Origin of the sequence: Mesorhizobium shangrilense, from assembly GCF_028826155.1 — a bacterium.
Lineage (GTDB): Bacteria > Pseudomonadota > Alphaproteobacteria > Rhizobiales > Rhizobiaceae > Arvimicrobium > Arvimicrobium flavum.
On sequence record NZ_JAQGPN010000001.1, the window covers coordinates 3,067,377 to 3,087,938 of the forward strand.

The window sequence follows — 20,562 nt, forward strand, 5'->3', positions numbered from 1 at the left end:
ATGTACGTCCGCACCGCATCGGATCGCGACATTGATGCGATTCGTGCGCTGTTGATCGAGACATGGCATGACACCTACGACGCGATCCTCGGCGCCGATCGGGTTCGGGAAATCACGGACGAATGGCATTCGATCAGCGCCCTGAGGCGTCGTCTCACGTCGCCGAGGTCAGAGTATCTGGTGGCGGACGACGGCGCCGCCATTACCGGGATGGCGTTCGCCGCTGCTGACGAAAAGGGCGAGACGGTCACCCTCCACCAGCTTTACGTGCTTCCTTCATGGCAGGGCCGGGGCATCGGCGCGATGTTGCTGGAGGAAGTGATCTCCAGTTTTCCTGACGCGCGCGCGATTCGTCTCGAGGTCGAGCCGGAGAACGAGCGGGCGATCGGATTCTACGAATCGCAAGGGTTTGCGTCGAGCAGCGAAGCGGCAAAAGACAGCCTGCCGGGATCGATCGTTCCAGGGCGGGTCTATGTGCGCTCGCTGTACGGCGACCCCGTCTGATCCGCTATTTCGCGAGCACAAGGGCCCAATAGCGTCGGCTGCTGCCCGGGCTATCCTGCGCGGCTGCCAGCCCGTACTTCGTAAAGCTCGGATCGAGCATGTTCCGGCGATGGGGCGGCGACGCCATCCATCGCGCAAACAGTTCTTCCGGCCCGAAAGCGCCATGCGCGATGTTCTCGGCTGCGGGACCCTTGACCCCGTTGCTGTGCATGCGCCGGCCAAAGTTCTGGCCGAAGCTCGTGGTGTGGCTCATCTTGCCGGCGCCCGCCATCAGCGCCGCCTGCTGGCGGGCCGCCTTTTCGAGCGTCGAATCGGGTGACATCGACGGAAGCGCATTGTCGGCGCGAATCTTCGCCATGTAGGCGGCGCCGGTGCGGTTCTCGCCCGTCGATTCGCCGAGCCGGCCGGCGCTTTGGCAGCCTGCCAGCGCAATCAGGACAGCGATCGATACCGCGCGCGCCATGCGCGCCCCGAATTCCTGCATTTGAAGGATCCCAAAGATGAAAGTTCGCCGATGTCCTATGGCAAGATGGCTTTTTCCCGGCGCTTTGCCGCGGGGCGGAAAGGGCGCTTGCCAGAACGGGCGCGTGCGGCCATAAGCGGGCCAGCAAGGATGTATCGGGTACAGGTATCCGACGGGGTTTCGATGAAGACGTTCCTCACGCAGTTCTTTACCTGGTGGAACGGGCAGACGCTCGGCACGCGCTTCCACACGTGGCGACATGGCACGCAGGTCGGCCAGGACGAGTTCGGCAACGTCTACTACGAGGGCGGCAAGGACTCCGAAGGGCGCACGCGTCGCTGGGTGATCTACAACGGTTATGCGGAAGCCTCCATCATCCCGCCGGGCTGGCATGGGTGGATCCACCACCGCGTTGACACGCCCCCGGCGAAGGAGAATTACAAGCCGCGGGAGTGGCAGCAGCCCCACCAGCCGAATCTCACCGGCACCGGCAACGCATACCGGCCAAAAGGCTCGGTCCTGGGGAATCAGCAGCGTCCGCGCGTCACCGGCGACTACGACGCCTGGACCCCGGGCTCCTGAGCGGGGTCCGATCCGAAGTGCAGCGCGCCGCGGCGGGCTGCTCGAATCGGTCTTTTGTCGCCACATTTGGATCTTATCGGCTTGGGCGTCGGCTGTTTCCCGCCGACAAGTCTCCAGGGGCATCCGCGACAACGATCGGTAGCGCAATGGCAACTTTCAGCGGTTTCGTGGGCAGGATACTTCGCCAAGGCGCAGCGGGCGCGGCATTCTTGGTTGCGGCAGGGGGCATCGCCCATGCAGAGCGCATCAGCAACCCGGTCGCGGAGTTCGCCGGTATCGACAAGATCACCGGTCGCATCATCACCTTCGACGTCTATATCGACGAGACGGTGCAGTTTGGGGCTTTGCAGGTGACCCCGCGTATCTGCTACTCCCGGGCGAAGGAGGAGGAGCCGAAAACGGATTCTTTCGTCGAAGTCGATGAAATCACGCTCGACCGAAAGATCCGTCGGATATTCACGGGCTGGATGTTCGCTGAAAGCCCGGGGCTCAATGCAGTCGAGCACGCCGTCTATGACGTGTGGCTGAAGGGCTGCAAGCAGAAGTCGGACGTTCCGCCGCCGGAAGAAGCCAAGACCAACTGAAGTCTACCGCTGCGACGCCTGTCGCCAATCAGAGCGGGATGTTGTCGTGCTTCTTCCAGGGGTTTTGCAGATCCTTGTTGCGCAGCATACGCAGCGCCCGCGCCACCCTGCGTCGCGTTGAATGCGGCATGATCACCTCATCGATATAGCCGCGCTCGGCCGCGACGAAGGGTGACAGGAAGCGGTCCTCGTAGGCCTTCGTGTGCTGGGCGATCTTGTCGGCGTCGCCGATATCGCGTCGGTAGATGATTTCCACCGCACCCTTGGCGCCCATCACCGCGATCTGCGCGGTCGGCCATGCATAGTTCATGTCGCCGCGCAGGTGTTTTGACGCCATGACGTCGTAAGCCCCGCCAAAAGCCTTGCGGGTAATGACCGTAACCTTCGGCACAGTGGCCTCGGCATAGGCGAACAGCAGCTTGGCGCCGTGCTTTATCAGCCCCCCATATTCCTGATCGGTGCCCGGCAGGAAGCCCGGCACGTCGACAAACGTGACGAGCGGGATGCCAAAACAGTCGCAGAAGCGGACAAAGCGGGCGGCCTTGCGCGAGGCGTCGGAGTCCAGCACCCCCGCCAGCACCATGGGCTGGTTGGCGACGAAACCGACGGTGCGCCCCTCGATGCGGCCGAAGCCGGTCACAATGTTCCTGGCGAATGCCTCCTGGATCTCGAAAAAGTCGCCTTCGTCGGCGGTCTTCAGGATCAGTTCCCTGATGTCGTAGGGTTTTGCCGCGCTGTTCGGGATGAGCCTGTCGAGGGACAGGTCGTGATCGGTCACCGACTGGTAGCATTCGACCTCGGGCAGGTCGGCGGTGTTCGATGCCGGCAGCAGGTCGATCAGCCGACGCATCTGCAGCAGCGCTTCGACGTCGTTTTCGTAGGCGCCGTCGGCGATCGACGATTTGGTGGTATGAACGGATGCGCCGCCAAGTTGTTCAGCCGTCACCGTCTCGTTGGTGACGGTCTTCACGACATCGGGGCCTGTGACGAACATGTAGGAGGTGTCGCGCACCATGAAGATGAAGTCCGTCATAGCCGGCGAGTAGACGTCGCCGCCCGCGCAGGGCCCCATGATGAGCGAGATCTGCGGAATGACGCCCGAAGCGAGGACGTTGCGCTGAAAAATCTCGGCATAGCCGCCGAGTGCCGCGACGCCTTCCTGGATGCGCGCGCCGCCAGCATCGTAAAGGCCGATGATGGGCGCGCGGTTGCGCAGCGCCATATCCTGCACCTTCATCACTTTTTCAGCGTGCGCTTCCGACAGCGAGCCGCCGAAGACGGTGAAATCCTTGGCGAAGACGTAGATCGGCCGGCCGTTGACGGTGCCCCAGCCGGTGACGACGCCGTCCCCGGCGACTTTCGACTTCTCCATGCCGAAATCCGTCGAGCGGTGCTCGACGAACATGTCGAACTCCTCGAAGGACCCCTCGTCGAGGAACACCGAGATGCGCTCTCGCGCGGTCAGTTTGCCGCGCGCGTGCTGAGCCTCGATGCGGGCCTTGCCGCCACCCATGCGAGCCACCTCGCGGCGGCGCTCCAGTTCGTTCAGGACTTCCTTCATGGAAACCTCCGTCGGTCTAAAGGCGGGCTATTCGCTGCGTCCCGACGGGAGCGGGCAACCTGTGGCGAGACCTACCAGGAACCGGTGTTTGCCATAGAGGCCCAAGGCTCCGCCTTCTCCTTGGCCGGCCCCTTCTGCAACAGCTCGATCGAGATGCCGTCGGGAGACTTGATGAAGGCCATGTTGCCGTCGCGCGGCGGGCGGTTGATGGTCACGCCCCTGTCCATCAGCCTCTGGCAGGTGGCGTAGATGTCGTCGACCTCATAGGCGAGATGGCCGAAATTGCGCCCGCCCTTGTAGTCCTCTGGATCCCAATTGTAGGTCAGCTCGATCAGCGGCGCCTTCGCGGTCAGGCCGCTTTGCTCGTCTTCCGGCGCGGCGAGGAAGATGAGGGTGTAGCGCCCCTGGGTGCTCTCGTGGCGGCGCACCTCCTTCATTCCGAGCTTGTTGCAGTAGAAGTCGAGCGACTGGTCGATATCGGTGACGCGGACCATCGTGTGGAGGTAGCGCATGACAAATTCCTTCGTGGGATGCGATTTGCGGTAGCATAGGGTTCGCGATCGCTCTCCGGCAACCGAAAAGGCAAGTCCGCGAAATGTCGAGAAATTCGAGTATAAGGTAAGTCGAATCACAAATTTCCTGCCGCGCCACTTGCGCAGACCAGAGCGGGAAGTGTTAATCTCAAGGTAAGAATCAGTGTCGGCGTCCATTGCGAAGGGGTTCGTAGGTATGGGGGACAAGGCCTCGTTGACAGGCCGTGATCCGGGCGAAGCGCAGGACCAGGGGAACGACGCAGCGGGATTGATCGAAGTTTCGGGCGCGATCAAATGGTTCGACGTGGCCAAGGGCTACGGCTTCATATGTCCCGACATGTCGGGACTTGGTGATATTCTTCTGCATGTGACCTGTTTGCGGCGGGACGGGTTTCAGACCGCCCTGGAAGGGGCGCGGGTTGTCTGCCTCGTCAGGCAGGGTGACCGCGGACTCCAGGCGTTCAAGGTTCTTTCCATGGATACGTCGACGGCGGTGCATCCGGCGGAGCAACAGCCCGCCCGCACCCACGTCTCGGTGACGGCCGAAAGCGGGCTGGAGCGCGCCCTCGTAAAGTGGTTCAACCGCACGAAGGGGTTCGGCTTCCTGACCAGGGGAGACGGGACCGAGGACATTTTCGTCCACATGGAGACGCTGCGTCGCTACGGCCTCACCGAGTTGCGGCCCGGCCAGGTGGTCCTCTGCCGGTTCGGCCGAGGCGACAAGGGCCTTATGGCGGCCGAAATTCACCCCGATATCGGGACGTTGCCGATTTCGCACTAGGGTTCAGGCCCTCGTGCTCAAACGTTCCGGAGAGAACATGCATCTCGAACATTGGCGGTCGAGCGGGCTGGCGCGCTGCGCCGTCCTGGTGGCGTTTCTGTTGGGTTCGGCCGCAACGTCCAGCGCCGACAACGATGCCCTTGTCCTGCCGGTCGACCCCGCGCCGCTGGTCGTTGAATCCTCCGGTGGCGAGCTCTCGTTCAAGATCGAGATCGCCGACGACGCCGCGGAGCGGGGCGCGGGTCTGATGTTCCGAAAGTTCCTTCCAGCCGATCAGGGGATGCTCTTCGTCTTCGAGCGAACGCAGCCCGTCGGCTTCTGGATGAAGAACACGCCGCTGCCGCTCGATCTGATCTTCATCGGGGAGGACGGCGAGGTAAAAGCCATCCGGCAGGGTGAGCCGATGTCGGAAGCCCTGATCGCGCCGCCCGAATCCGTGCGCTTCGTTCTGGAGCTTAATGCGGGAACGGCGGCTGCGCGCGGGATCGAGGAGGGAGATCGCCTGCGCCACCCGCAAATCGAGGCGACGGCAGGCGGCCAAGGCAGCAAGTAGGCGGACCGGCGTCAGGTCGCCTCAGGGCGGCGCGAGGGTCGACATCCACGGTAATCCATGCTTCTCCGGGGGCAGCCTGCCATTGCGGCGACTTGCTTTCATGACCTTCGGTGTTCGATGACTTTCTTCCGGCATGAATCGTTCGATATCGCATATGTCGACAGCGGCCCCGCAAACCAGGAGCCGATCCTCCTGATCCATGGCTTCGCATCCAGCGCAAAGGTCAACTGGATCACGCCCGGCTGGATCAAGACGCTGACCGAAGCCGGGTACCGCACGGTGGCCTTCGACCATCGGGGCCATGGCCGATCGTCCAAGAGCTACGACCCGGAGGACTACACGCCCACGAGAATGGCGGGCGATGCGGTCGCATTGCTCGATCATCTCGGGATCCCAATCGCCCACGTCATGGGCTACTCGATGGGCGCCCGGGTATCGGCCTTCCTTGCGCTGGATCATCCAGAACGGGTCAGGAGCCTGATCTTTGGCGGACTGGGCATCGGCATGGTCGACGGCGTCGGCGACTGGGATCCGATCGCGGAGGCTCTGTCCGCGGAGGATCCGGGAACAGTCACCCACCCGCGTGGAAAAATGTTCCGGACATTCGCCGACCAGACCGGAAGTGACCGCCGGGCTCTCGCAGCCTGCATCTCGACATCACGGGAATTGCTCACCGTCGACGAAATGGCGCGGATCACGCAGCCCACGCTGGTTGCGGTCGGCACCAAGGACGACATCGGAGGATCGGCGTCGGAACTGGCGACGTTGATGCCAAACGCCGAGGCGTTTGACATCGAGGGGCGGGATCATATGCTGTCGGTCGGGGACCGCACGTTCAAGAAGCGGGCCCTGGAGTTCCTGCGTATGCATCCAATCGAAGGCCTCGCACGCTGAGGGGGCCTGCTGTCGCGGGTCAGGACGGCGATGCCGGCCCACTATCTCTGCCATTCGACACTACGTCCTCCATTTCATGATCAAAGCAAAAGCCATTGAATTCGCGGGCGCTGAGGGAAATCGCCTGGCCGCAGACATCTGGGATGGTCAGGGCAGGCCGGTGATATTCCTCCATGGCGGCGGCCAGACGCGTCGCGCCTGGGGCGACAGCGCAAGACAAGCCGCCGCAGCCGGCATGCGCGCCATCACGATCGATCAGCGCGGCCATGGCGAAAGCGAATGGGTGGCCAGCGGGCACTACAGCTTCGACGACTATGCGCTTGATGTGGTGGCCGTTGTTCGGGCGGTCGTGCAGCGCTTCGATGCCATGCCGGCCGTCGTCGGCGCATCCCTCGGCGGTCTCGCCGCACTCACGGCCGAGTTGCGCCACGGGCCGCTTTTCGCGTCGCTGGTGCTGGTTGACGTGACGCCGCGGATGGATCTGGACGGCATCATGAAGGTGCAAGGCTTCATGGGCGCGCGTATCGAAGAAGGCTTTGCGACGCTGCAGGAGGCCGCGGACGCCATCGCCGAATACCTGCCTCACCGGAAACGCCCGCGCTCGCTCGATGGCCTGCGCAAGAACCTCCGCCTCTCCGACGACGGCCGCTATCGCTGGCACTGGGACCCTGCATTCATTGCGGGCGTACGCAGCATCGGCCACAACGCGAAGGAGACGTCCGAGGAGCTGATGGCAATGCTGCCCAGCCTTCGCATCCCGACGCTGCTGGTCAGGGGGACGCAGTCCGAGCTGGTCCACGAAGCCTATGCGCGTGAATTCCTCGAGCGTACGCCGGTCGCAAGCCAGGTGGATGTCAGCGGCGCGGGGCACATGGTGGCCGGAGACCGCAACGACGCATTCTCGACCGCGATTCTTGGCTTCCTGACCGAGCAGCAGGCTGCCTGAGGCGTCGACACCGCCCTTCCTCGACGGCAACAATTGGCGTAGGGCAGGGATGCAAACCTGAGAAGAGCCGATGACTGCGCCAAAAGAACTGCGGGTTTCGAAGGACCGGAAGCTGCTGACCGTTACTTTCCCGGGGCATGCGCCGTTCGAGCTGCCGGCCGAGCTGCTGCGCGTCCTTTCGCCCTCGGCCGAAGTGCAGGGGCATTCGCCTGAACAGCGAGTCACCGTGCCGGGCAAACGCAACGTGGCGATCACCAAGGTCGAGCCTGTCGGCAACTATGCGGTTCGCATCACATTCGACGACTTCCACGATACCGGCATCTTTACCTGGGACTACCTCCATACGCTGGGTCACGAAAAGGAAGAGCGATGGTCCGGATATCTGACGGAACTGAAGGAAAAGGGGCTTTCGCGAGACTGAACCAAAGCCGATGCGGCGAACGGATGTAACTTTTTCGGTCTTCGGAACGTATTCCGTGAACGAACAACGGGTTCGCCGATGATGCCCTGGACCGATCGTGCCGGAAAGTTCTCGCCGCTCAAATGCGCGGTGCTCGTCGGCACGTTGCTGCCGGCGCTTTATCTCTGCTGGGGGCTGGCAAACGGATCGATTGCCGCCGCAGCGCCGGTCGGGCCGCTCGGCGCACGGCCGATCACGGAACTGATCCACCGCACCGGAGACTGGGCCATCCGTTTCCTGCTGCTCTCGCTCTGCGTCTCGCCGCTGCGGCGGATCGTGCAGTGGCCGAAGCTGATAAACGTCCGCCGCATGCTCGGACTCGCAGCTTTTTCCTATGCGCTGGCCCATCTGTCGCTCTACGCACTCGACCAGAAATTCCGTCTCGGGATCATCGTTTCGGAGATCGCGGTACGCTTCTACCTGACAATCGGGTTCGTCGCCTTGCTCGGGCTCTCCACGCTCGCCGTCACCTCGACCGACGCCATGATCAAGCGGCTTGGCGGCAACTGGAATCGGCTGCACAGGATCGTCTATGTGATCGCGTTGCTGGCTTCGCTTCACTTCTTCATCCAGACCAAGCTCGACGTCTACCAGGCGACGCTGATGGCTGGCTTCCTGCTCGCCCTGTTCGGTTACCGCATCGCGCACGCCAGAGGCTTTTCCCTCACCTCACCATGGGTGCTCTTGTCCATCGCGGTCCTTGCGGCGCTCGCAACGGCGGTGGTCGAGGTGGCATGGTACGGCCTTGCCACCAACGTCCCGCCGCTGCGGGTATTGGCGGCAAACCTCCAGTTCGGCTTTTCGGTAAGGCCGGCCTGGTGGGTGCTGGCGGCGGGGCTGGGGGTGACGGTTCTTGGCGTCGTGCGGCCGTACTTCGGACCGGGAGAAACAAAAAACCGGCGGGCGCGACCGGCAGAGGTCAGCCGCACCGCATAACCGGAGGAGCCGCGACCAAACCCGCCAGCGCGTGGCTACGGATTGACCGGCCGGGCTGCCGAAAAGGCGTTCGGGAACATTTTCGGGGCGAAAGCGCCGCAGATCCACCAGATGGCAAGGGCCGCGCCGGCGCCCACTATGCCGTCGACGGCATAGTGCCAGCCAAGGTGGATCGAGCCGATGAAGATGAGCAGCGCGAAAACCGTCATCGCGTGGCCGAAGCGCCTGTCCAGCCTGTATGCGAAGGCGGCGAACAAGACCGCCTGCGCATTGTGCATGCTGGGCATGGCCGAAATTCCTCCCGGCATGTCGTGATTCCCGATATGGCCCTGCCAGAGATATTCCTGTGCGATCACGGCGAGTAGCGGAGGCTCGCTCCGAGCCTCGGCCAGATACTGCATGAGGCCAGCGTAGGGCGACGTCATGCCGGGAACAACGTCGCCGAAATAGCAGGGACCCGCCGAAGAGAGCAAGGTAGCCATCACCAGGCCGATGACGATCCAACTCAGGATCATCGACATCCACAACCGTGCCCTCAGCAACGCCGGGACGCGGGGACTGGCGAAAGCGCCCGCCCAGAACATGAACATCATTGGCCCCCAGAGCCCGTAGAGTAGGTCCAGGGTCGCTGTAATCATCGGGTAGCCAAGCATGGGATGCAGCACTTCCCACGGACTATGGCCGAGGAACAGGACTTGGTCCCATCGCGCAAACGTCGGGTCCCACGAGAACGGCGCCACTTCGGGGATCATCATCTTGTTGTAGAGGAATGCCGCAAGCATCAGGATCAGCCAGGCGCAGGCGAACAGGTACCGCCACAGCATGTCCGATCTGACGATCGCCGAGAGCGAAGCGACCACGGCGCGAAGCGGAGAGCCGCTGCGGTCATAGACCAGCGCCTTCACGCAGACCGCGATCAGAAGCATGCTCCCGACCAGGACGCACCCGCTGACGGCACTTTGCGCGTACCTTTCTAGGAAGGGAACAAAATCGACGCCCTGCAATGCCGAAACGAACAGTGTGAAGGCGACCAGGCCGAGGATGGCCATGTAGATGACGGCATAAGTTCCCAGTTCGCGGCCCCACCAGGAGAAGCCACTTGTGGCGGCGCGCTTCGCCAGCCCGCCCGTACCCGCCGAGTTTGACAACTCACGCCCCCCGCTGTCGCCAATCACCGTAGCAAGGGGGCATTAAGCGTTTGTTTCTCGGGGATCAGTCGCTGTTCAGCATTTCCTCGATGCGGCGCATCTGATCGCCCATCCGGTCGCATTCAGCGGCGCTGGACTGCGCCATCACCCGTTCGATCAGCGTGGAGTAGACTTTCAGGGCATCCATCAGCAGCGCTTCGCCCTGTTCGGTGAGGTAGAGCCGCATGATGCGCCGATCCTTGGGATCGCCCTCTCGCCGCAGTACGCCCTGCTTCTCCATCTGCGGCAGCAGCATCGTGATGTTGGAACGACCGACCAGCAACCGGCGCGCGACGTCATGTTGCGACATGCCGGGATGCCGGTAGAGATTCATGAGCACGTCGAGCTGGCCTATCTTGAGATCCAGCGGCGCCAAGGCCCGGGTCAGGGCGCGGACCACCGCCTTTTCCGCACGTACCAACGCGATCCAGTTTTTAAAGCGGGGATTGTCCCACGGGAGTGCTTGCATATTGTTCATGCTTGAACTAGTTTGTTCATCCTTGAACGAAGTTGTCGGAGCCCACTATGGCATCATTTCCCTTGAAGGTCATCCGCGGCGCGTTCGGGCTTGGCGAGCGTCTCGCGCCAACCCTGACAGGGTGGGCGGCTTTCGAGCTGTTTTGCCGGACAGCGAGCCCGCGCTCTCTGACCGGGAATGAGAGGAAGGCGATCGCCAACGCTGCATCCTTCATGAGCGACGCGCGCCACCATCACATCACGACGAGGCGGGGTTGCGTCCGCGTGCATGAGTTCCGGCCGGAGACGGGCAACGCGCGCAAAGGCACCGTGCTCGTCGTCCATGGCTGGCGCTCCCGAACCGAATACATGCGCACGGTCATCGAGGGACTTCGCGCAGCCGGTTTTCGGGTGATGTCACTCGACCTGCCGGGTCACGGACAATCGCCTGGGCGTAAGCTGGATATGGCGAGGGCGGTCGACGCGGTGGCCGCTGCCGACGAGTGGTTCGGGCCGTTCGATGCGGTGGTAGGGCACTCCTTCGGTGGAGCGACTGCCGTCAATGCCGTGGCCGGATCGATTGCGGGAATAGCGCCGATCGCGCCCGGGCGTCTTGTCCTGATCGCGGCGCCGGAGTCCCTGCCCAAGGTGTTTGAGCAATTCGGCCGCATCGTCAATGTGGGTCCGAAGTCGCAGCAGGTCATCCAGCGTCGGGTTGAACGGATCGCCGGACGCCCGTTGAGCGAATTCAGGGGTGCAGAGCAACTGGCGCAGCTTTCGGTGCCCACCTTGATCATCCATGCTCCCGACGACCGCGAAGTGCCTGCCGAGAGCGCCCGGCGCTATGCCTCTGCGGGGGAGCATGTCCGTCTTCACTGGGCAGAGGGGCTCGGCCACCGCCGAATTCTGGCGGATGCGGAAGTGGTGGACGCGACGGTGCGCTTTGCGGCCGGAGCGGCTGCGCTGACGCCGGTGCATTGAAGCGCGCAACACCGTTGCCCGAGAGCGCCGGGGCTGTCACAGCCTAGTTTCATGCACATGGGCCGGGCGACGCCGCGGCGGAACTTCCGCGTGCGCAAATCCTTCACACTTTCGTGCGAGCGATGGCTGGTCGAATTGAGGACATCCGTCCTGTAGTATGACCGCCCGCTGCGTCGCGGATGCAAAGAGGGGAACGCATGACCAAGGGAAACCGCAACGGACGTGTCGTGGCCTGGACCTTGGCGCTCTCGCTGACTGCTTCCCTCGTTCCCCCGCCGGCAAGCGCGCAAAACCTTTTCGAGATCCTGTTCGGCGGCCCCGTCAAGCATCGCAAGCAGCGAGGCGAACTCCTGGGCCCGGTGTCTCGGGCCAAGTCGCGCGACGGCGCTAGGGCAGCCGCGCCCAAGATTGCCGCGCCGATCTATTATACCTACAAGGCCGCGTCGCCCGAGAAGGTCGACTTCACGGCCCTCCGGAGCCTGCCGCAGACGGTTTCCGCCTTGCCCGTGCTGACGCTCTCCAACTTCCGTGAGGCGGCAGCCGGGCTGACCGGCTTCGAGCTGTCGGCAGAGAAGGAGGTCGCCAAAGCGCTGACCGAGTATTACGCCGCCAATCCCGAATTCATCTGGGTCAGCGGTTTCAGCGCAAACGGCAGGGCGCAAGAGGCATTGCGCGTGTTCGGCGAAGCGGCCAGTCACGGACTGGTGCCTGCGGAGTATGCGGTCGCCGTCCCCCCAGCCGGGTTCTCCATCGACGATACTGCAAACCGGCTGCAGGAGCTCATCCGATTCGAGATGACGATGTCGGCCCGCGCCCTGCGCTACATACGCGATGCACAGAGCGGTCGCGTCGAGCCCAACAAGCTGTCGGGCTATCATGATTTTCCGGTCGAGGCGCTCGACATGCTGGGGGCCTTGAGGACGCTGGCGACGGGCTACGAGACGCGGGAGTTCCTCGAATCCTTCCATCCGAGGACGCCGGAATATGCTGCGCTCAGGGTCGAGCTCGAGGCGCTCGACGCGAGCGAGGAGAACGACATCGTCGTCGACGCGAAGCTGTTGCTTCGGCCGGGCGAAACGAGCGCCGAGCTTCCGAAGATGGTGACGCTGGTGTCGACAAAGGGCGACGAGGCGCTGGGGACGGAGTTTGCCGACGTCATCGCACAGCATGGCGCCTCGGAGGTCTACGCGCCCGAGCTCGTGCCGCTCTTCAAGGCTGCGCAACAGTCGGTTGGCCTCAAGCCGGACGGCGTCATCGGTCCGCGCACAGTCGCCGCGTTTGCGGGTCGCTCGAAGGCGGACAGACTGCAGAAAGTCCTCTATGCCCTGGAGCAGTTGCGCTGGCACCCCTCGGAGCTTGGTCCGACGCGCGTCTTCATCAACCAACCCGCCTATAGTGCGAGCTACTACGAGAACGGTGTCGAACAGCTGGCCATGAGGACGGTGATCGGCACGGCCTCCAATCAGACTACGTTCTTCTATGACGAGATCGAACAGGTGGACTACAACCCCTATTGGGGCGTTCCACAGTCGATCATCGTCAACGAGATGCTGCCCCGGCTGCGGCAGGATCCCGGCTATCTCGACCGCGCGGGCTATGAAGTGACGGACGCCAAGGGGCGGCGGGTGAGTTCGTCCTCCATCAATTGGGGCGCCTACGGGAGCAAGATTCCGTTCAGCGTGCGTCAGACCCCGAGCGAGGCAAACTCCCTCGGCGAACTGAAGATCCTGTTTCCAAACAAACACGCCATCTACATGCACGATACGCCGCAGAAGGCGCTGTTCGAGCGTGACGCGCGCGCCTTCAGCCACGGCTGCGTTCGGTTGCAGGATCCGCGTGGCATGGCCGCCGCCGTCCTCGGCAAGTCACGCGACTATGTCGCCGAGAAACTCGCCAAGGGACATTCCACGGAAAAGGTCGCGCGCAAGATCCCGGTCTATGTGGCCTATTTCACCGCCTGGCCAGCGCCGTCCGGCGAGGTTCAGTATTTCGACGACGTCTACGATCGCGATTCGCATCTGAAGGCGGCGCTCGACGCGACGGATGCGGCGCGGCTGCCGAGCAGCTGAACGATCTCAAGGAGCCGCCGGTTGTTCGGGCGCCACTTTGGCACGTGAGCCATCGTCTCCTTCGCTCCCGGCCTGAAGCATTTCCGGGAAATTCATGGCAAGTAGGAGACGCAACCAGCCGTGGAAAGCGCAGCCTGAGGAAGATCATGTCGCATAACCTGTTTTCACAGATTTTCTCTCGCCTCCAGGATCTCGACGTCCCGTTCATGCGCACCGCCGAGGGGCGGATCATCAGCTATCGCGACGCGTTCGCGCTCTCGGCGCGCTATGCAAACGTCCTGCGGAACAAGGGCGTCGACATCGGCGACCGTGTCGCAGCTCAGGTCGAGAAATCGCCGGAAGCGATTATTCTCTACCTTGCATGCCTGCGGTCAGGCGCGGTTTTCCTTCCTCTCAACACCGCCTACACCGCGGCGGAGCTGGAATATTTCATCGGCGACGCCACGCCCCACGTCTTCCTGTGCGACCCGGCCCGAGAAGCGCAGATCACGCCGCTTTGCAAAAGCCTGAACGTCGCGTCGGTGTTGACGCTGGGCGCGAGCAACGACGGCACCTTGCCGGAGCTTGCGGCGGAAGCCGGGGAGACATTTCCTACGGCAGCGGTCGAGGCCGGCGACCTCGCGGCGATGCTCTATACGTCAGGCACGACGGGGCGTTCGAAGGGCGCGATGCTGACGCATTCGAATCTGTCCTCGAATGCGTCCACGCTGGTGGACTACTGGCGCTTCACCAGGGAAGACGTGTTGCTGCACGCGCTGCCGATCTTCCACACTCATGGACTGTTCGTCGCCACCAACGTCGTGCTGTTCGCCGGCGCATCCATGATCTTCCTGCCGAGGTTCGACGTAGAGGCGATCAGGAAGGAACTGCCCGCCGCCACGACGATGATGGGCGTGCCCACGTTCTACACCCGCCTCGTCAAGGAGCAGTGGCTTAACCGTGAGAACACCGGCCACATGCGGCTGTTCATATCGGGGTCGGCGCCGCTGCTGGCGGAGACGCACCGTCAATGGACCGATCGCACCGGGCATCACATCCTCGAACGCTACGGCATGACCGAAACCAACATGATCACCTCGAACCCGTACGACGGAGAGAGAGTGCCGGGCGCGGTCGGCTTCGCTCTGCCCGAGGTCAACGTGCGGATCACCAATCTGACAGACGGCAGGACCGTCGCCGCCAACGAGGTGGGGATGATCGAGGTGAAGGGGCCGAACGTCTTCAAGGGTTACTGGCGCATGCCGGAAAAGACGCGGGCAGAGTTCCGCGACGACGGCTATTTCGTGACCGGCGACCTCGGTGTCGTCGACGATCGAGGCTACATATCGATCGTCGGCCGCAACAAGGATCTCGTCATTTCCGGCGGCTACAACGTCTATCCCAAGGAGATCGAAACCGAGATCGACGGCCTTGCCGGCGTCAACGAAAGCGCGGTGATCGGCCTGCCGCACGCCGACTTCGGCGAGGCTGTCACGGCGGTGGTGGTGCTGGAGCCGGGCGTCCAACTGACCGAGGCCGCAGTTCTGACGGCGCTCGATGGCAGGCTTGCCAGATACAAGCTTCCCAAGCGGGTGCTGTTCGACGAGGCGCTGCCGAGAAACACCATGGGCAAGGTGCTGAAGGCCGAACTCAGGAAGACATACGAGGATCTCTACAAATAGAGCGAATCGCGGTCTGCGCGGGATCCCAGGGGGATGCCGGCGCCATTTCAGCGAATCGTTCGCGCTCGCACGCATTCGCTGCATCGCGGGGCTATCTGGCGCGCACGATATTGCGGGAGCGCGGGACTGTGCGCAGAAATGCTCACCGAGCCGGATACTGCGGACTGGTCGCCAAGGTCTATTTTGTGGGTTTTGGTGCGGGGAGGGAGGCCGCCAGAGCAACGCTCATGAGCGCCATGGTGGGCGATGCAGGGATTGAACCTGCGACCCCACCCGTGTGAAGGGTGTGCTCTCCCGCTGAGCTAATCGCCCGCCTGAAGCCAAGTGGCTTGGCGCGCCGCGGATATAGTTCGGCTCGGTCTGTGAAGTCAAGCGATGCGAATGGCAGAAATTGACCGGCGTTGGGCGCGTCGGCCGTCGCGTGCCTTTTCAGGCCCGGACGCGCCCGTTGGTTGCCGCGATCAGTCCTGCCGCCATGTCGAGCGTGAGCGAATCGTAATGGGAGATGATGGCGGACGGCTCGAATTCACGGACGTGCCGGTCCGTGTAGCCGAAGTCCACCGCCACCACGGGAATGCCGGCGGCCTTCGCCGTATCTATGTCGGTCCGCGAATCGCCGATCATGAGCGCGCGCGCAGGATCGCCCTTGGCTAGAGCGATGGTTTCCAGAAGATGGCGCGGGTCGGGCTTGCGGAAGGCGAACGTATCCTGCCCCGTAATCGCGGCAAAGCGTGGGGAAAGTCCGAGCGCCGCGATCAGGCTGCTGGCAGTGGCAAAGTGCTTGTTGGTGCAGATGGCGAGCAGGTAACCCGCAGAGGCGAAGCGGTCGAGCGCATCGAGAACGCCGGGGTAGGGGACCGACTTGCCGGGAATGCCCTCTGAATAGTGATCGATGAACGTCTTGAAGAACTCGCGCCTGACGTCCTCCGTCAACGCCTTGTTCTGCGCCGCAAACGCCTTTTCGATCATGACCAGCCCGCCCAGGCTGACGAACGCGTTGAACCCTTCCGCTGAAACCGGCGGGATGCCGCCCGCCGCCAGGCTGTGGTTCAGGCTGTCGAGCAGATCGGGCGCGGTGTCGATCAAGGTCCCGTCGAGATCGAAGACGACAATAGGCTGGCTCATGGCTTCCTCGTTTCCATCCAGTCTCGACTAGCGCGTGTGTCTCTCCGCGGCAATTCCCTTCCAGGTGCGAGATGCTTTGCCATGGCCGGCAAAAATGATACGAGCGGCGCCGATACAACGGAACCCGACGCCGCATGGATGCTACAGCCCTGAAGATAGAAGCCGCCCGCATTGCGCTCGGCTATGTCGAGGACGGCGTGAAGCTGGGCATCGGCACGGGATCCACGGCGAACGAGTTCGTCCGGCTCCTGGCGGAACGCGTGGCGGCCGGGATGAAAGTGGTGGGGGTTCCGACGTCCGAGAGGACCGCTTCGCTCTGCCTGCAACTTGGCGTTCCGCTCGCGACCCTCGATGAAATGCCGCAGCTCGATCTCACCGTCGACGGCGCGGACGAGGTCGATTCGCACCTCTCGCTGATCAAGGGCGGGGGCGGCGCGCTGCTGCGCGAGAAGATCGTCGCTGCCGCCTCGGCGCGCATGATCGTCATCGCTGACGACACGAAGCTGGTCGACACGCTCGGCCGCTTCCCGCTGCCCATCGAGATAAACCCCTTCGGCATGCGGGCGACCGAACTCGCGATCGCTGGCGTCGCCCAGAGCCTGGATCTCACCGGGCCGATCACATTGAGGATGACGCGCGACGCGCCGTTTGTTACAGACGGCGGACATTTCATCCTCGATGCATCTTTTGGCCGCATTCCGGATCCAAGAGCGCTCTCGGATGCCCTTCATGCCGTCCCGGGGGTGGTGGAGCACGGACTGTTTCTCGGCCTGGCGACGACCGCGATCATCGCCGGCAGCGACGGCATCAAAACCTTGCACGCCAAACCCGCACCAGGGAGTTTGAGACAGACATGAAATTTGCCAATCGCGTCCGCCGCACTGCGGCCGCCGTCGCCGCAGTCGCCATGGTGGCTGTCGCGTCTCCGTCCTTCGCGCAGGAGATCTCCGAAGCCCACATGAAGGCGGCGCGCGCTGCAGTCGATGCGATCAACGCCACCGACTTCTACGACGACATCCTGCCGAACGCTGCGGCCGCGTTGAAGCGCGAACTCATCCAGAAGAACCCGGACCTGACGCCGGACATCACCGCGATCGTCGACGCCAAGGCGCTGGAGCTGGCCGGCCGCCGCACCGATCTCGAAAAGGAATCGGCGATGGCCTATGCGCGTGTGCTGTCGGAAGAAGACCTGAACGCGATCGCCGCATTCTACACGTCTCCGGCCGGTCTCAATCTCCTCAAGGATGGGCCGATCGTCACCCGCGAGGTCGCCAAGGCCGCGGAGATCTGGAAGAACGGCATCGCTCGTGATCTCGCCGAGCAGGTCGGCAAGCAGCTCGAAGAGAAGGTCGGTCCGCCGAAGCAGGCCGCTCCGGTGACGGTCGATCCGTCGGCCGCCGGCGCGCAGGCCCCAACAGAGGCCGCCCCCGCCAATTGATATCGGCTTGGGCATATGCCCGCCAGTCCTCTATCCGGCCCGGCTTCATGCCGGGCTTTCTTTTTCGACGTCCGCCTCCTAACTGTTGACCTAACTTTGCAGCCAGGAGTCGCGTGATGGCGAATTATGATTACGACCTTTTTGTCATCGGAGGCGGCTCGGGGGGCGTGCGGGCCGCACGCGTGACCGCCGGGCTCGGCAAGAAGGTCGGCGTTGCCGAGGAATACCGCTACGGCGGGACCTGCGTGATCCGCGGCTGCGTGCCAAAGAAGCTTTTCGTCTACGCTTCCCAGTTTCCCGAGCATTTCGAGGACGCAGCCGGCTACGGATGGTCGGTTCCAAAATCAACCTTCGACTGGCCGACGCTCATCGCCAACAAGGATCGCGAGATCGCGCGACTCGAGGAGCTCTATCGGCGCGGCGTCGCCGGAAATGGCGGAGACACGTTCAGCACCCGCGCCACGCTCGTCGATGCGCATACGATTCGGCTCGAGGGTGAAAACCGCACCGTGACGGCGGACCAGATCCTGGTCGCCACTGGCGGCCGTCCCAATCCGCACGCTGCGCTGCCGGGACACGAGCTTTGCATCTTTTCCGACGAAGCCTTCGACCTCCCCGAACTCCCGAAGTCGATCGTGATCGCTGGCGGCGGCTACATCGCAGTGGAGTTCGCCAACATTTTCCATGGGTTGGGCGTGGAAACCCATCTGGTTTACAGGGGCAAGGAAATCCTCAGCCGGTTCGACATGGACCTGCGCCGGCTTCTCCACGAAACAATGGAGAAGAAGGGAATTCACATCCACTGCGAAACCCATTTCGAGCGCATCGAGCGACGCGAGGACGGCCGCCTCGCGGCGCATCTGATGGACGGCGGCGTGCTGGTCGCCGACCAGGTCATGCTTGCGCTCGGGCGCATTCCAAATACCGAGAACCTGGGTCTGGAAGCGGCAGGCGTCGAACTCGGCAAGCTCGGCGAGATTATTGTGGACGCGTATTCGCGCACCAGCGTCAAGAACATCTGGGCGGTCGGCGATGTCACCAATCGCGTGCAACTCACGCCGGTCGCGATCCACGAGGCCATGTGCTTCGTGGACACCGCTTTCAGAGGCAAGAAGACGGTCCCGGATCACGATTGCGTGGCGACGGCGGTCTTTTCTCAGCCCGAGATCGGCACCGTCGGCCTCTCGGAGGACGAGGCGGCGCACCGTTTTGCGGATCTCGAGATCTATCGCGCCCATTTTCGACCGATGCGCAATACGTTGGCTGGGCGCGACGAGCGGACGCTGATGAAGATCGTCGTCGATGCAGAGACACGCCTTGTCCTCGGCGTCCACGTGCTCGGACCGGATGCAGGCGAGATGGCGCAGTTGCTTGGGATCGCCTTGAAGGCCGGTCTCACCAAGGAGGATTTCGACCGCACCATGGCGGTGCACCCGACGGCGGCCGAGGAGCTTGTAACGATGTATTCGCCGAGCTTTCGGTTGAAGGACGGAAATCGGGTGGGCTGAACGCGGATGGACCAAGCGGCGAAGCCGACCCCGACCACGTCTGAACGTCCTCCGCGGATCGTACTCTTCTCCGGCGGAACGGCGTGCCGCAACATCAACATCGCGCTCTCACGCACGTCCGTCGAGCTGACCCGCATCGTGCCTGCGTGGGACAGCGGGGGCAGTTCGAAGGAGCTGCGCGTGGCGTTCGACATGCTGCCCGTCGGCGATATCCGCCAGGCCCTGATGACGATGGCGCACGGCGAGGGCCGGGCAGGGGAGGTCGTGAAAATCTGCAATGCGCGCCTCTCGGACGCTCTCGGCAATGAGGAGGCGCGCGCAGAGTTTGATTACTATGCGCGTGGCGAGCATCCCCTATTGCTGAGAATGGAGCCCGCCCTGCGCGAAGCAATTCGAGCCTATCTGGGACTTTTCCAGCGACGGATCCCGCGCGACTTCGATTTCCGCAATGGCAGCATCGGAAACTTCATCCTGACGGGCGCCTACCTCGCGCATGGCGAGGACATCAACGCAGCCATTCTCAAATTTCGCGATCTGTGCGCCGTAAACGGTCACGTCTGGCCCGCATCGACCCGACCCGACGTCCACCTGAGCGCCTTGCTGAAGGACGGACGCCGGCTCGATCGCCAGCATCTCGTCACGAAGATGGCGAAAAGCGACGCCGAGATCGGTGTGGCCTCGATTGCGCTGACGTCGGGCGCATCGAAAATTGAGGCAAATGCCAAGACGCTAGAGGCGGTGGCAAACGCCGATGCGATCGTCTTCGGACCGGGCAGCTTCTACACCAGCATCCTGCCGCACCTGCATGTCGAAGGCGTCGCCGAGGCCATCCGGCAGAACAGCGCTGCGCCGAAGATCTTCGTCGGCAACATCCTGGAGTGCGAGGAAACCTCGGGTATGACTCTGGGCGACCAGGTCGAAGTGCTCGAGGCTACGGCCGCACGCGAAACGAGCGTGCCGTCGCCTTGGCTCACTCACGTCGTCAGCGACAGCGAGTTCTTCCCGTTCCAGAAAACGGTGGGCAAGTTCCGCTATCTGCGCCACGGCGATGTCGAGCGGTGCTGTGGCAATCTGGGCATTCGGCATGTGTCTGACGACCTGGAGGACGCCTGGATACGCGGGCAACACGACGGGCGTGCGGTCGCGTCCATCCTGACCGAGCTTGCAATGCAGGCGATCCGCACGGCGCCGGAAGTCGAGCCTCTGTCTCCCATTTGATCGTCCAGCTCGGATGCGCTGTACTTCCCGGTGGAATAGGGGCCGGGCTTCCTGTATAGAGCCGCGTCCCCGCATGGACAAAGTTGGCGGAACGTGACGTCCGCATCGTGGAAGCGTAGGTG

At 63.2% G+C, this 20,562-nt stretch carries 22 protein-coding genes and 1 tRNA gene; 16 read left to right on the plus strand and 7 right to left on the minus strand.

The annotated features are described in order from the left end of the window. Window positions 1-504: a GNAT family N-acetyltransferase gene (locus PD284_RS14830; RefSeq protein WP_274628953.1), complete on the plus strand. Its 504-nt coding sequence runs from the start codon at window positions 1-3 to the stop codon at window positions 502-504. Window positions 505-508: 4 nt separating this feature from the next. Here the strand turns inward: PD284_RS14830 and PD284_RS14835 are convergent, their stop codons facing one another. Further along, on the minus strand, window positions 509-988 hold the full coding sequence (locus PD284_RS14835; RefSeq protein ID WP_274628954.1) for a CAP domain-containing protein: 480 nt from the start codon (window positions 986-988) through the stop codon (window positions 509-511). 162 nt (window positions 989-1,150) lie between these two features. On the opposite strand from PD284_RS14835, the gene PD284_RS14840 reads away from it, so the two are divergent. Further along, a complete protein-coding gene (locus PD284_RS14840; RefSeq protein ID WP_274628955.1) occupies window positions 1,151-1,549 on the plus strand; it encodes an NADH:ubiquinone oxidoreductase subunit NDUFA12 in 399 nt (132 codons plus the stop codon). A gap of 146 nt (window positions 1,550-1,695) precedes the next feature. After that, window positions 1,696-2,133 (plus strand): DUF2155 domain-containing protein, encoded by a 438-nt coding sequence (locus tag PD284_RS14845; protein ID WP_411956274.1) that lies wholly within the window; start codon window positions 1,696-1,698, stop codon window positions 2,131-2,133. Between the two features lie 28 nt (window positions 2,134-2,161). Here PD284_RS14845 and PD284_RS14850 read toward each other — a convergent pair whose 3' ends face one another. Beyond that, on the minus strand, window positions 2,162-3,694 hold the full coding sequence (locus PD284_RS14850; protein ID WP_274628957.1) for an acyl-CoA carboxylase subunit beta: 1,533 nt from the start codon (window positions 3,692-3,694) through the stop codon (window positions 2,162-2,164). 71 nt (window positions 3,695-3,765) lie between these two features. Then, the gene (gloA, locus tag PD284_RS14855) at window positions 3,766-4,206 is read right to left on the minus strand and encodes a lactoylglutathione lyase (protein WP_274628958.1); all 441 of its coding nucleotides are present in this window, start codon (window positions 4,204-4,206) and stop codon (window positions 3,766-3,768) included. A gap of 217 nt (window positions 4,207-4,423) precedes the next feature. On the opposite strand from gloA, the gene PD284_RS14860 reads away from it, so the two are divergent. The 6 genes from PD284_RS14860 to PD284_RS14885 all read left to right on the plus strand — a co-directional run bounded on the left by PD284_RS14860 (window position 4,424) and on the right by PD284_RS14885 (window position 8,797). Then, on the plus strand, window positions 4,424-5,008 hold the full coding sequence (locus PD284_RS14860; RefSeq protein ID WP_274630647.1) for a cold-shock protein: 585 nt from the start codon (window positions 4,424-4,426) through the stop codon (window positions 5,006-5,008). A gap of 37 nt (window positions 5,009-5,045) precedes the next feature. After that, complete coding sequence (locus PD284_RS14865) at window positions 5,046-5,561, plus strand: DUF192 domain-containing protein (protein WP_274628959.1); 516 nt, start codon at window positions 5,046-5,048, stop codon at window positions 5,559-5,561. Between the two features lie 117 nt (window positions 5,562-5,678). Beyond that, a complete protein-coding gene (locus PD284_RS14870) occupies window positions 5,679-6,455 on the plus strand; it encodes an alpha/beta fold hydrolase (RefSeq protein WP_274628960.1) in 777 nt (258 codons plus the stop codon). Window positions 6,456-6,531: 76 nt separating this feature from the next. After that, window positions 6,532-7,401 carry an alpha/beta fold hydrolase gene (locus tag PD284_RS14875; RefSeq protein ID WP_274628961.1) on the plus strand — a complete coding sequence of 290 codons (870 nt, stop codon included), beginning with the start codon at window positions 6,532-6,534 and terminating at the stop codon, window positions 7,399-7,401. Window positions 7,402-7,471: 70 nt separating this feature from the next. After that, window positions 7,472-7,822, plus strand: a complete 351-nt coding sequence (locus tag PD284_RS14880; protein ID WP_274628962.1) for a gamma-butyrobetaine hydroxylase family protein — start codon at window positions 7,472-7,474, stop codon at window positions 7,820-7,822. Window positions 7,823-7,900: 78 nt separating this feature from the next. Continuing rightward, window positions 7,901-8,797 carry a protein-methionine-sulfoxide reductase heme-binding subunit MsrQ gene (locus PD284_RS14885; protein WP_274628963.1) on the plus strand — a complete coding sequence of 299 codons (897 nt, stop codon included), beginning with the start codon at window positions 7,901-7,903 and terminating at the stop codon, window positions 8,795-8,797. A 35-nt stretch (window positions 8,798-8,832) separates the two neighbouring features. Here PD284_RS14885 and PD284_RS14890 read toward each other — a convergent pair whose 3' ends face one another. Continuing rightward, window positions 8,833-9,945 carry a phosphatase PAP2 family protein gene (locus PD284_RS14890; RefSeq protein ID WP_274628964.1) on the minus strand — a complete coding sequence of 371 codons (1,113 nt, stop codon included), beginning with the start codon at window positions 9,943-9,945 and terminating at the stop codon, window positions 8,833-8,835. A gap of 64 nt (window positions 9,946-10,009) precedes the next feature. Continuing rightward, window positions 10,010-10,462 carry a MarR family winged helix-turn-helix transcriptional regulator gene (locus tag PD284_RS14895; protein WP_274628965.1) on the minus strand — a complete coding sequence of 151 codons (453 nt, stop codon included), beginning with the start codon at window positions 10,460-10,462 and terminating at the stop codon, window positions 10,010-10,012. 47 nt (window positions 10,463-10,509) lie between these two features. Between PD284_RS14895 and PD284_RS14900 the strand changes: the two genes are divergently transcribed. The 3 genes from PD284_RS14900 (at window position 10,510) to PD284_RS14910 (ending at window position 15,151) form a co-directional block, all read left to right on the plus strand. After that, entirely contained in the window at window positions 10,510-11,421 is a 912-nt protein-coding gene (locus tag PD284_RS14900; protein ID WP_274628966.1) for an alpha/beta hydrolase, read from the plus strand. Between the two features lie 197 nt (window positions 11,422-11,618). After that, entirely contained in the window at window positions 11,619-13,490 is a 1,872-nt protein-coding gene (locus PD284_RS14905) for a L,D-transpeptidase family protein (RefSeq protein ID WP_274628967.1), read from the plus strand. A 146-nt stretch (window positions 13,491-13,636) separates the two neighbouring features. Next, window positions 13,637-15,151, plus strand: coding sequence for a malonate--CoA ligase (locus tag PD284_RS14910; RefSeq protein WP_274628968.1), 1,515 nt, complete (start codon window positions 13,637-13,639; stop codon window positions 15,149-15,151). A 237-nt stretch (window positions 15,152-15,388) separates the two neighbouring features. Here the strand turns inward: PD284_RS14910 and PD284_RS14915 are convergent. After that, a tRNA-Val gene (locus PD284_RS14915) sits at window positions 15,389-15,463 on the minus strand. Between the two features lie 117 nt (window positions 15,464-15,580). Beyond that, window positions 15,581-16,276, minus strand: a complete 696-nt coding sequence (locus tag PD284_RS14920) for a phosphoglycolate phosphatase (protein WP_274628969.1) — start codon at window positions 16,274-16,276, stop codon at window positions 15,581-15,583. A 134-nt stretch (window positions 16,277-16,410) separates the two neighbouring features. Between PD284_RS14920 and rpiA the strand changes: the two genes are divergently transcribed. From rpiA to PD284_RS14940, 4 genes are all read left to right on the plus strand, one after another. Continuing rightward, a complete protein-coding gene (rpiA, locus tag PD284_RS14925; protein WP_274628970.1) occupies window positions 16,411-17,133 on the plus strand; it encodes a ribose-5-phosphate isomerase RpiA in 723 nt (240 codons plus the stop codon). Next, window positions 17,130-17,714 carry a DUF2059 domain-containing protein gene (locus tag PD284_RS14930; protein WP_274628971.1) on the plus strand — a complete coding sequence of 195 codons (585 nt, stop codon included), beginning with the start codon at window positions 17,130-17,132 and terminating at the stop codon, window positions 17,712-17,714. The genes rpiA and PD284_RS14930 overlap by 4 nt, the downstream gene beginning before the upstream one ends. Before the next feature lie 116 nt (window positions 17,715-17,830). Further along, window positions 17,831-19,222, plus strand: a complete 1,392-nt coding sequence (gene gor, locus PD284_RS14935; protein ID WP_274628972.1) for a glutathione-disulfide reductase — start codon at window positions 17,831-17,833, stop codon at window positions 19,220-19,222. A gap of 6 nt (window positions 19,223-19,228) precedes the next feature. Beyond that, a complete protein-coding gene (locus PD284_RS14940) occupies window positions 19,229-20,440 on the plus strand; it encodes a gluconeogenesis factor YvcK family protein (RefSeq protein WP_274628973.1) in 1,212 nt (403 codons plus the stop codon). Window positions 20,441-20,562: the final 122 nt, after the last annotated feature.

What these genes read in the sequence shown, in the direction of transcription:
- PD284_RS14860 (WP_274630647.1), top strand. Translation starts at nt 4,424, where the DNA reads ATGGGGGACAAGGCCTCGTTGACAGGCCGTGATCCGGGCGAAGCGCAG.
- PD284_RS14900 (WP_274628966.1), top strand. Translation starts at nt 10,510, where the DNA reads ATGGCATCATTTCCCTTGAAGGTCATCCGCGGCGCGTTCGGGCTTGGC.
- PD284_RS14920 (WP_274628969.1), bottom strand. Translation starts at nt 16,276, where the DNA reads ATGAGCCAGCCTATTGTCGTCTTCGATCTCGACGGGACCTTGATCGAC.
- PD284_RS14830 (WP_274628953.1), top strand. Translation starts at nt 1, where the DNA reads ATGTACGTCCGCACCGCATCGGATCGCGACATTGATGCGATTCGTGCG.
- PD284_RS14865 (WP_274628959.1), top strand. Translation starts at nt 5,046, where the DNA reads ATGCATCTCGAACATTGGCGGTCGAGCGGGCTGGCGCGCTGCGCCGTC.
- PD284_RS14895 (WP_274628965.1), bottom strand. Translation starts at nt 10,462, where the DNA reads ATGAACAATATGCAAGCACTCCCGTGGGACAATCCCCGCTTTAAAAAC.
- PD284_RS14845 (WP_411956274.1), top strand. Translation starts at nt 1,696, where the DNA reads ATGGCAACTTTCAGCGGTTTCGTGGGCAGGATACTTCGCCAAGGCGCA.
- PD284_RS14835 (WP_274628954.1), bottom strand. Translation starts at nt 988, where the DNA reads ATGCAGGAATTCGGGGCGCGCATGGCGCGCGCGGTATCGATCGCTGTC.
- PD284_RS14930 (WP_274628971.1), top strand. Translation starts at nt 17,130, where the DNA reads ATGAAATTTGCCAATCGCGTCCGCCGCACTGCGGCCGCCGTCGCCGCA.
- PD284_RS14910 (WP_274628968.1), top strand. Translation starts at nt 13,637, where the DNA reads ATGTCGCATAACCTGTTTTCACAGATTTTCTCTCGCCTCCAGGATCTC.
- gor (WP_274628972.1), top strand. Translation starts at nt 17,831, where the DNA reads ATGGCGAATTATGATTACGACCTTTTTGTCATCGGAGGCGGCTCGGGG.
- PD284_RS14840 (WP_274628955.1), top strand. Translation starts at nt 1,151, where the DNA reads ATGAAGACGTTCCTCACGCAGTTCTTTACCTGGTGGAACGGGCAGACG.
- gloA (WP_274628958.1), bottom strand. Translation starts at nt 4,206, where the DNA reads ATGCGCTACCTCCACACGATGGTCCGCGTCACCGATATCGACCAGTCG.
- PD284_RS14850 (WP_274628957.1), bottom strand. Translation starts at nt 3,694, where the DNA reads ATGAAGGAAGTCCTGAACGAACTGGAGCGCCGCCGCGAGGTGGCTCGC.
- PD284_RS14870 (WP_274628960.1), top strand. Translation starts at nt 5,679, where the DNA reads ATGACTTTCTTCCGGCATGAATCGTTCGATATCGCATATGTCGACAGC.
- PD284_RS14940 (WP_274628973.1), top strand. Translation starts at nt 19,229, where the DNA reads ATGGACCAAGCGGCGAAGCCGACCCCGACCACGTCTGAACGTCCTCCG.
- PD284_RS14905 (WP_274628967.1), top strand. Translation starts at nt 11,619, where the DNA reads ATGACCAAGGGAAACCGCAACGGACGTGTCGTGGCCTGGACCTTGGCG.
- PD284_RS14875 (WP_274628961.1), top strand. Translation starts at nt 6,532, where the DNA reads ATGATCAAAGCAAAAGCCATTGAATTCGCGGGCGCTGAGGGAAATCGC.
- PD284_RS14880 (WP_274628962.1), top strand. Translation starts at nt 7,472, where the DNA reads ATGACTGCGCCAAAAGAACTGCGGGTTTCGAAGGACCGGAAGCTGCTG.
- PD284_RS14885 (WP_274628963.1), top strand. Translation starts at nt 7,901, where the DNA reads ATGATGCCCTGGACCGATCGTGCCGGAAAGTTCTCGCCGCTCAAATGC.
- rpiA (WP_274628970.1), top strand. Translation starts at nt 16,411, where the DNA reads ATGGATGCTACAGCCCTGAAGATAGAAGCCGCCCGCATTGCGCTCGGC.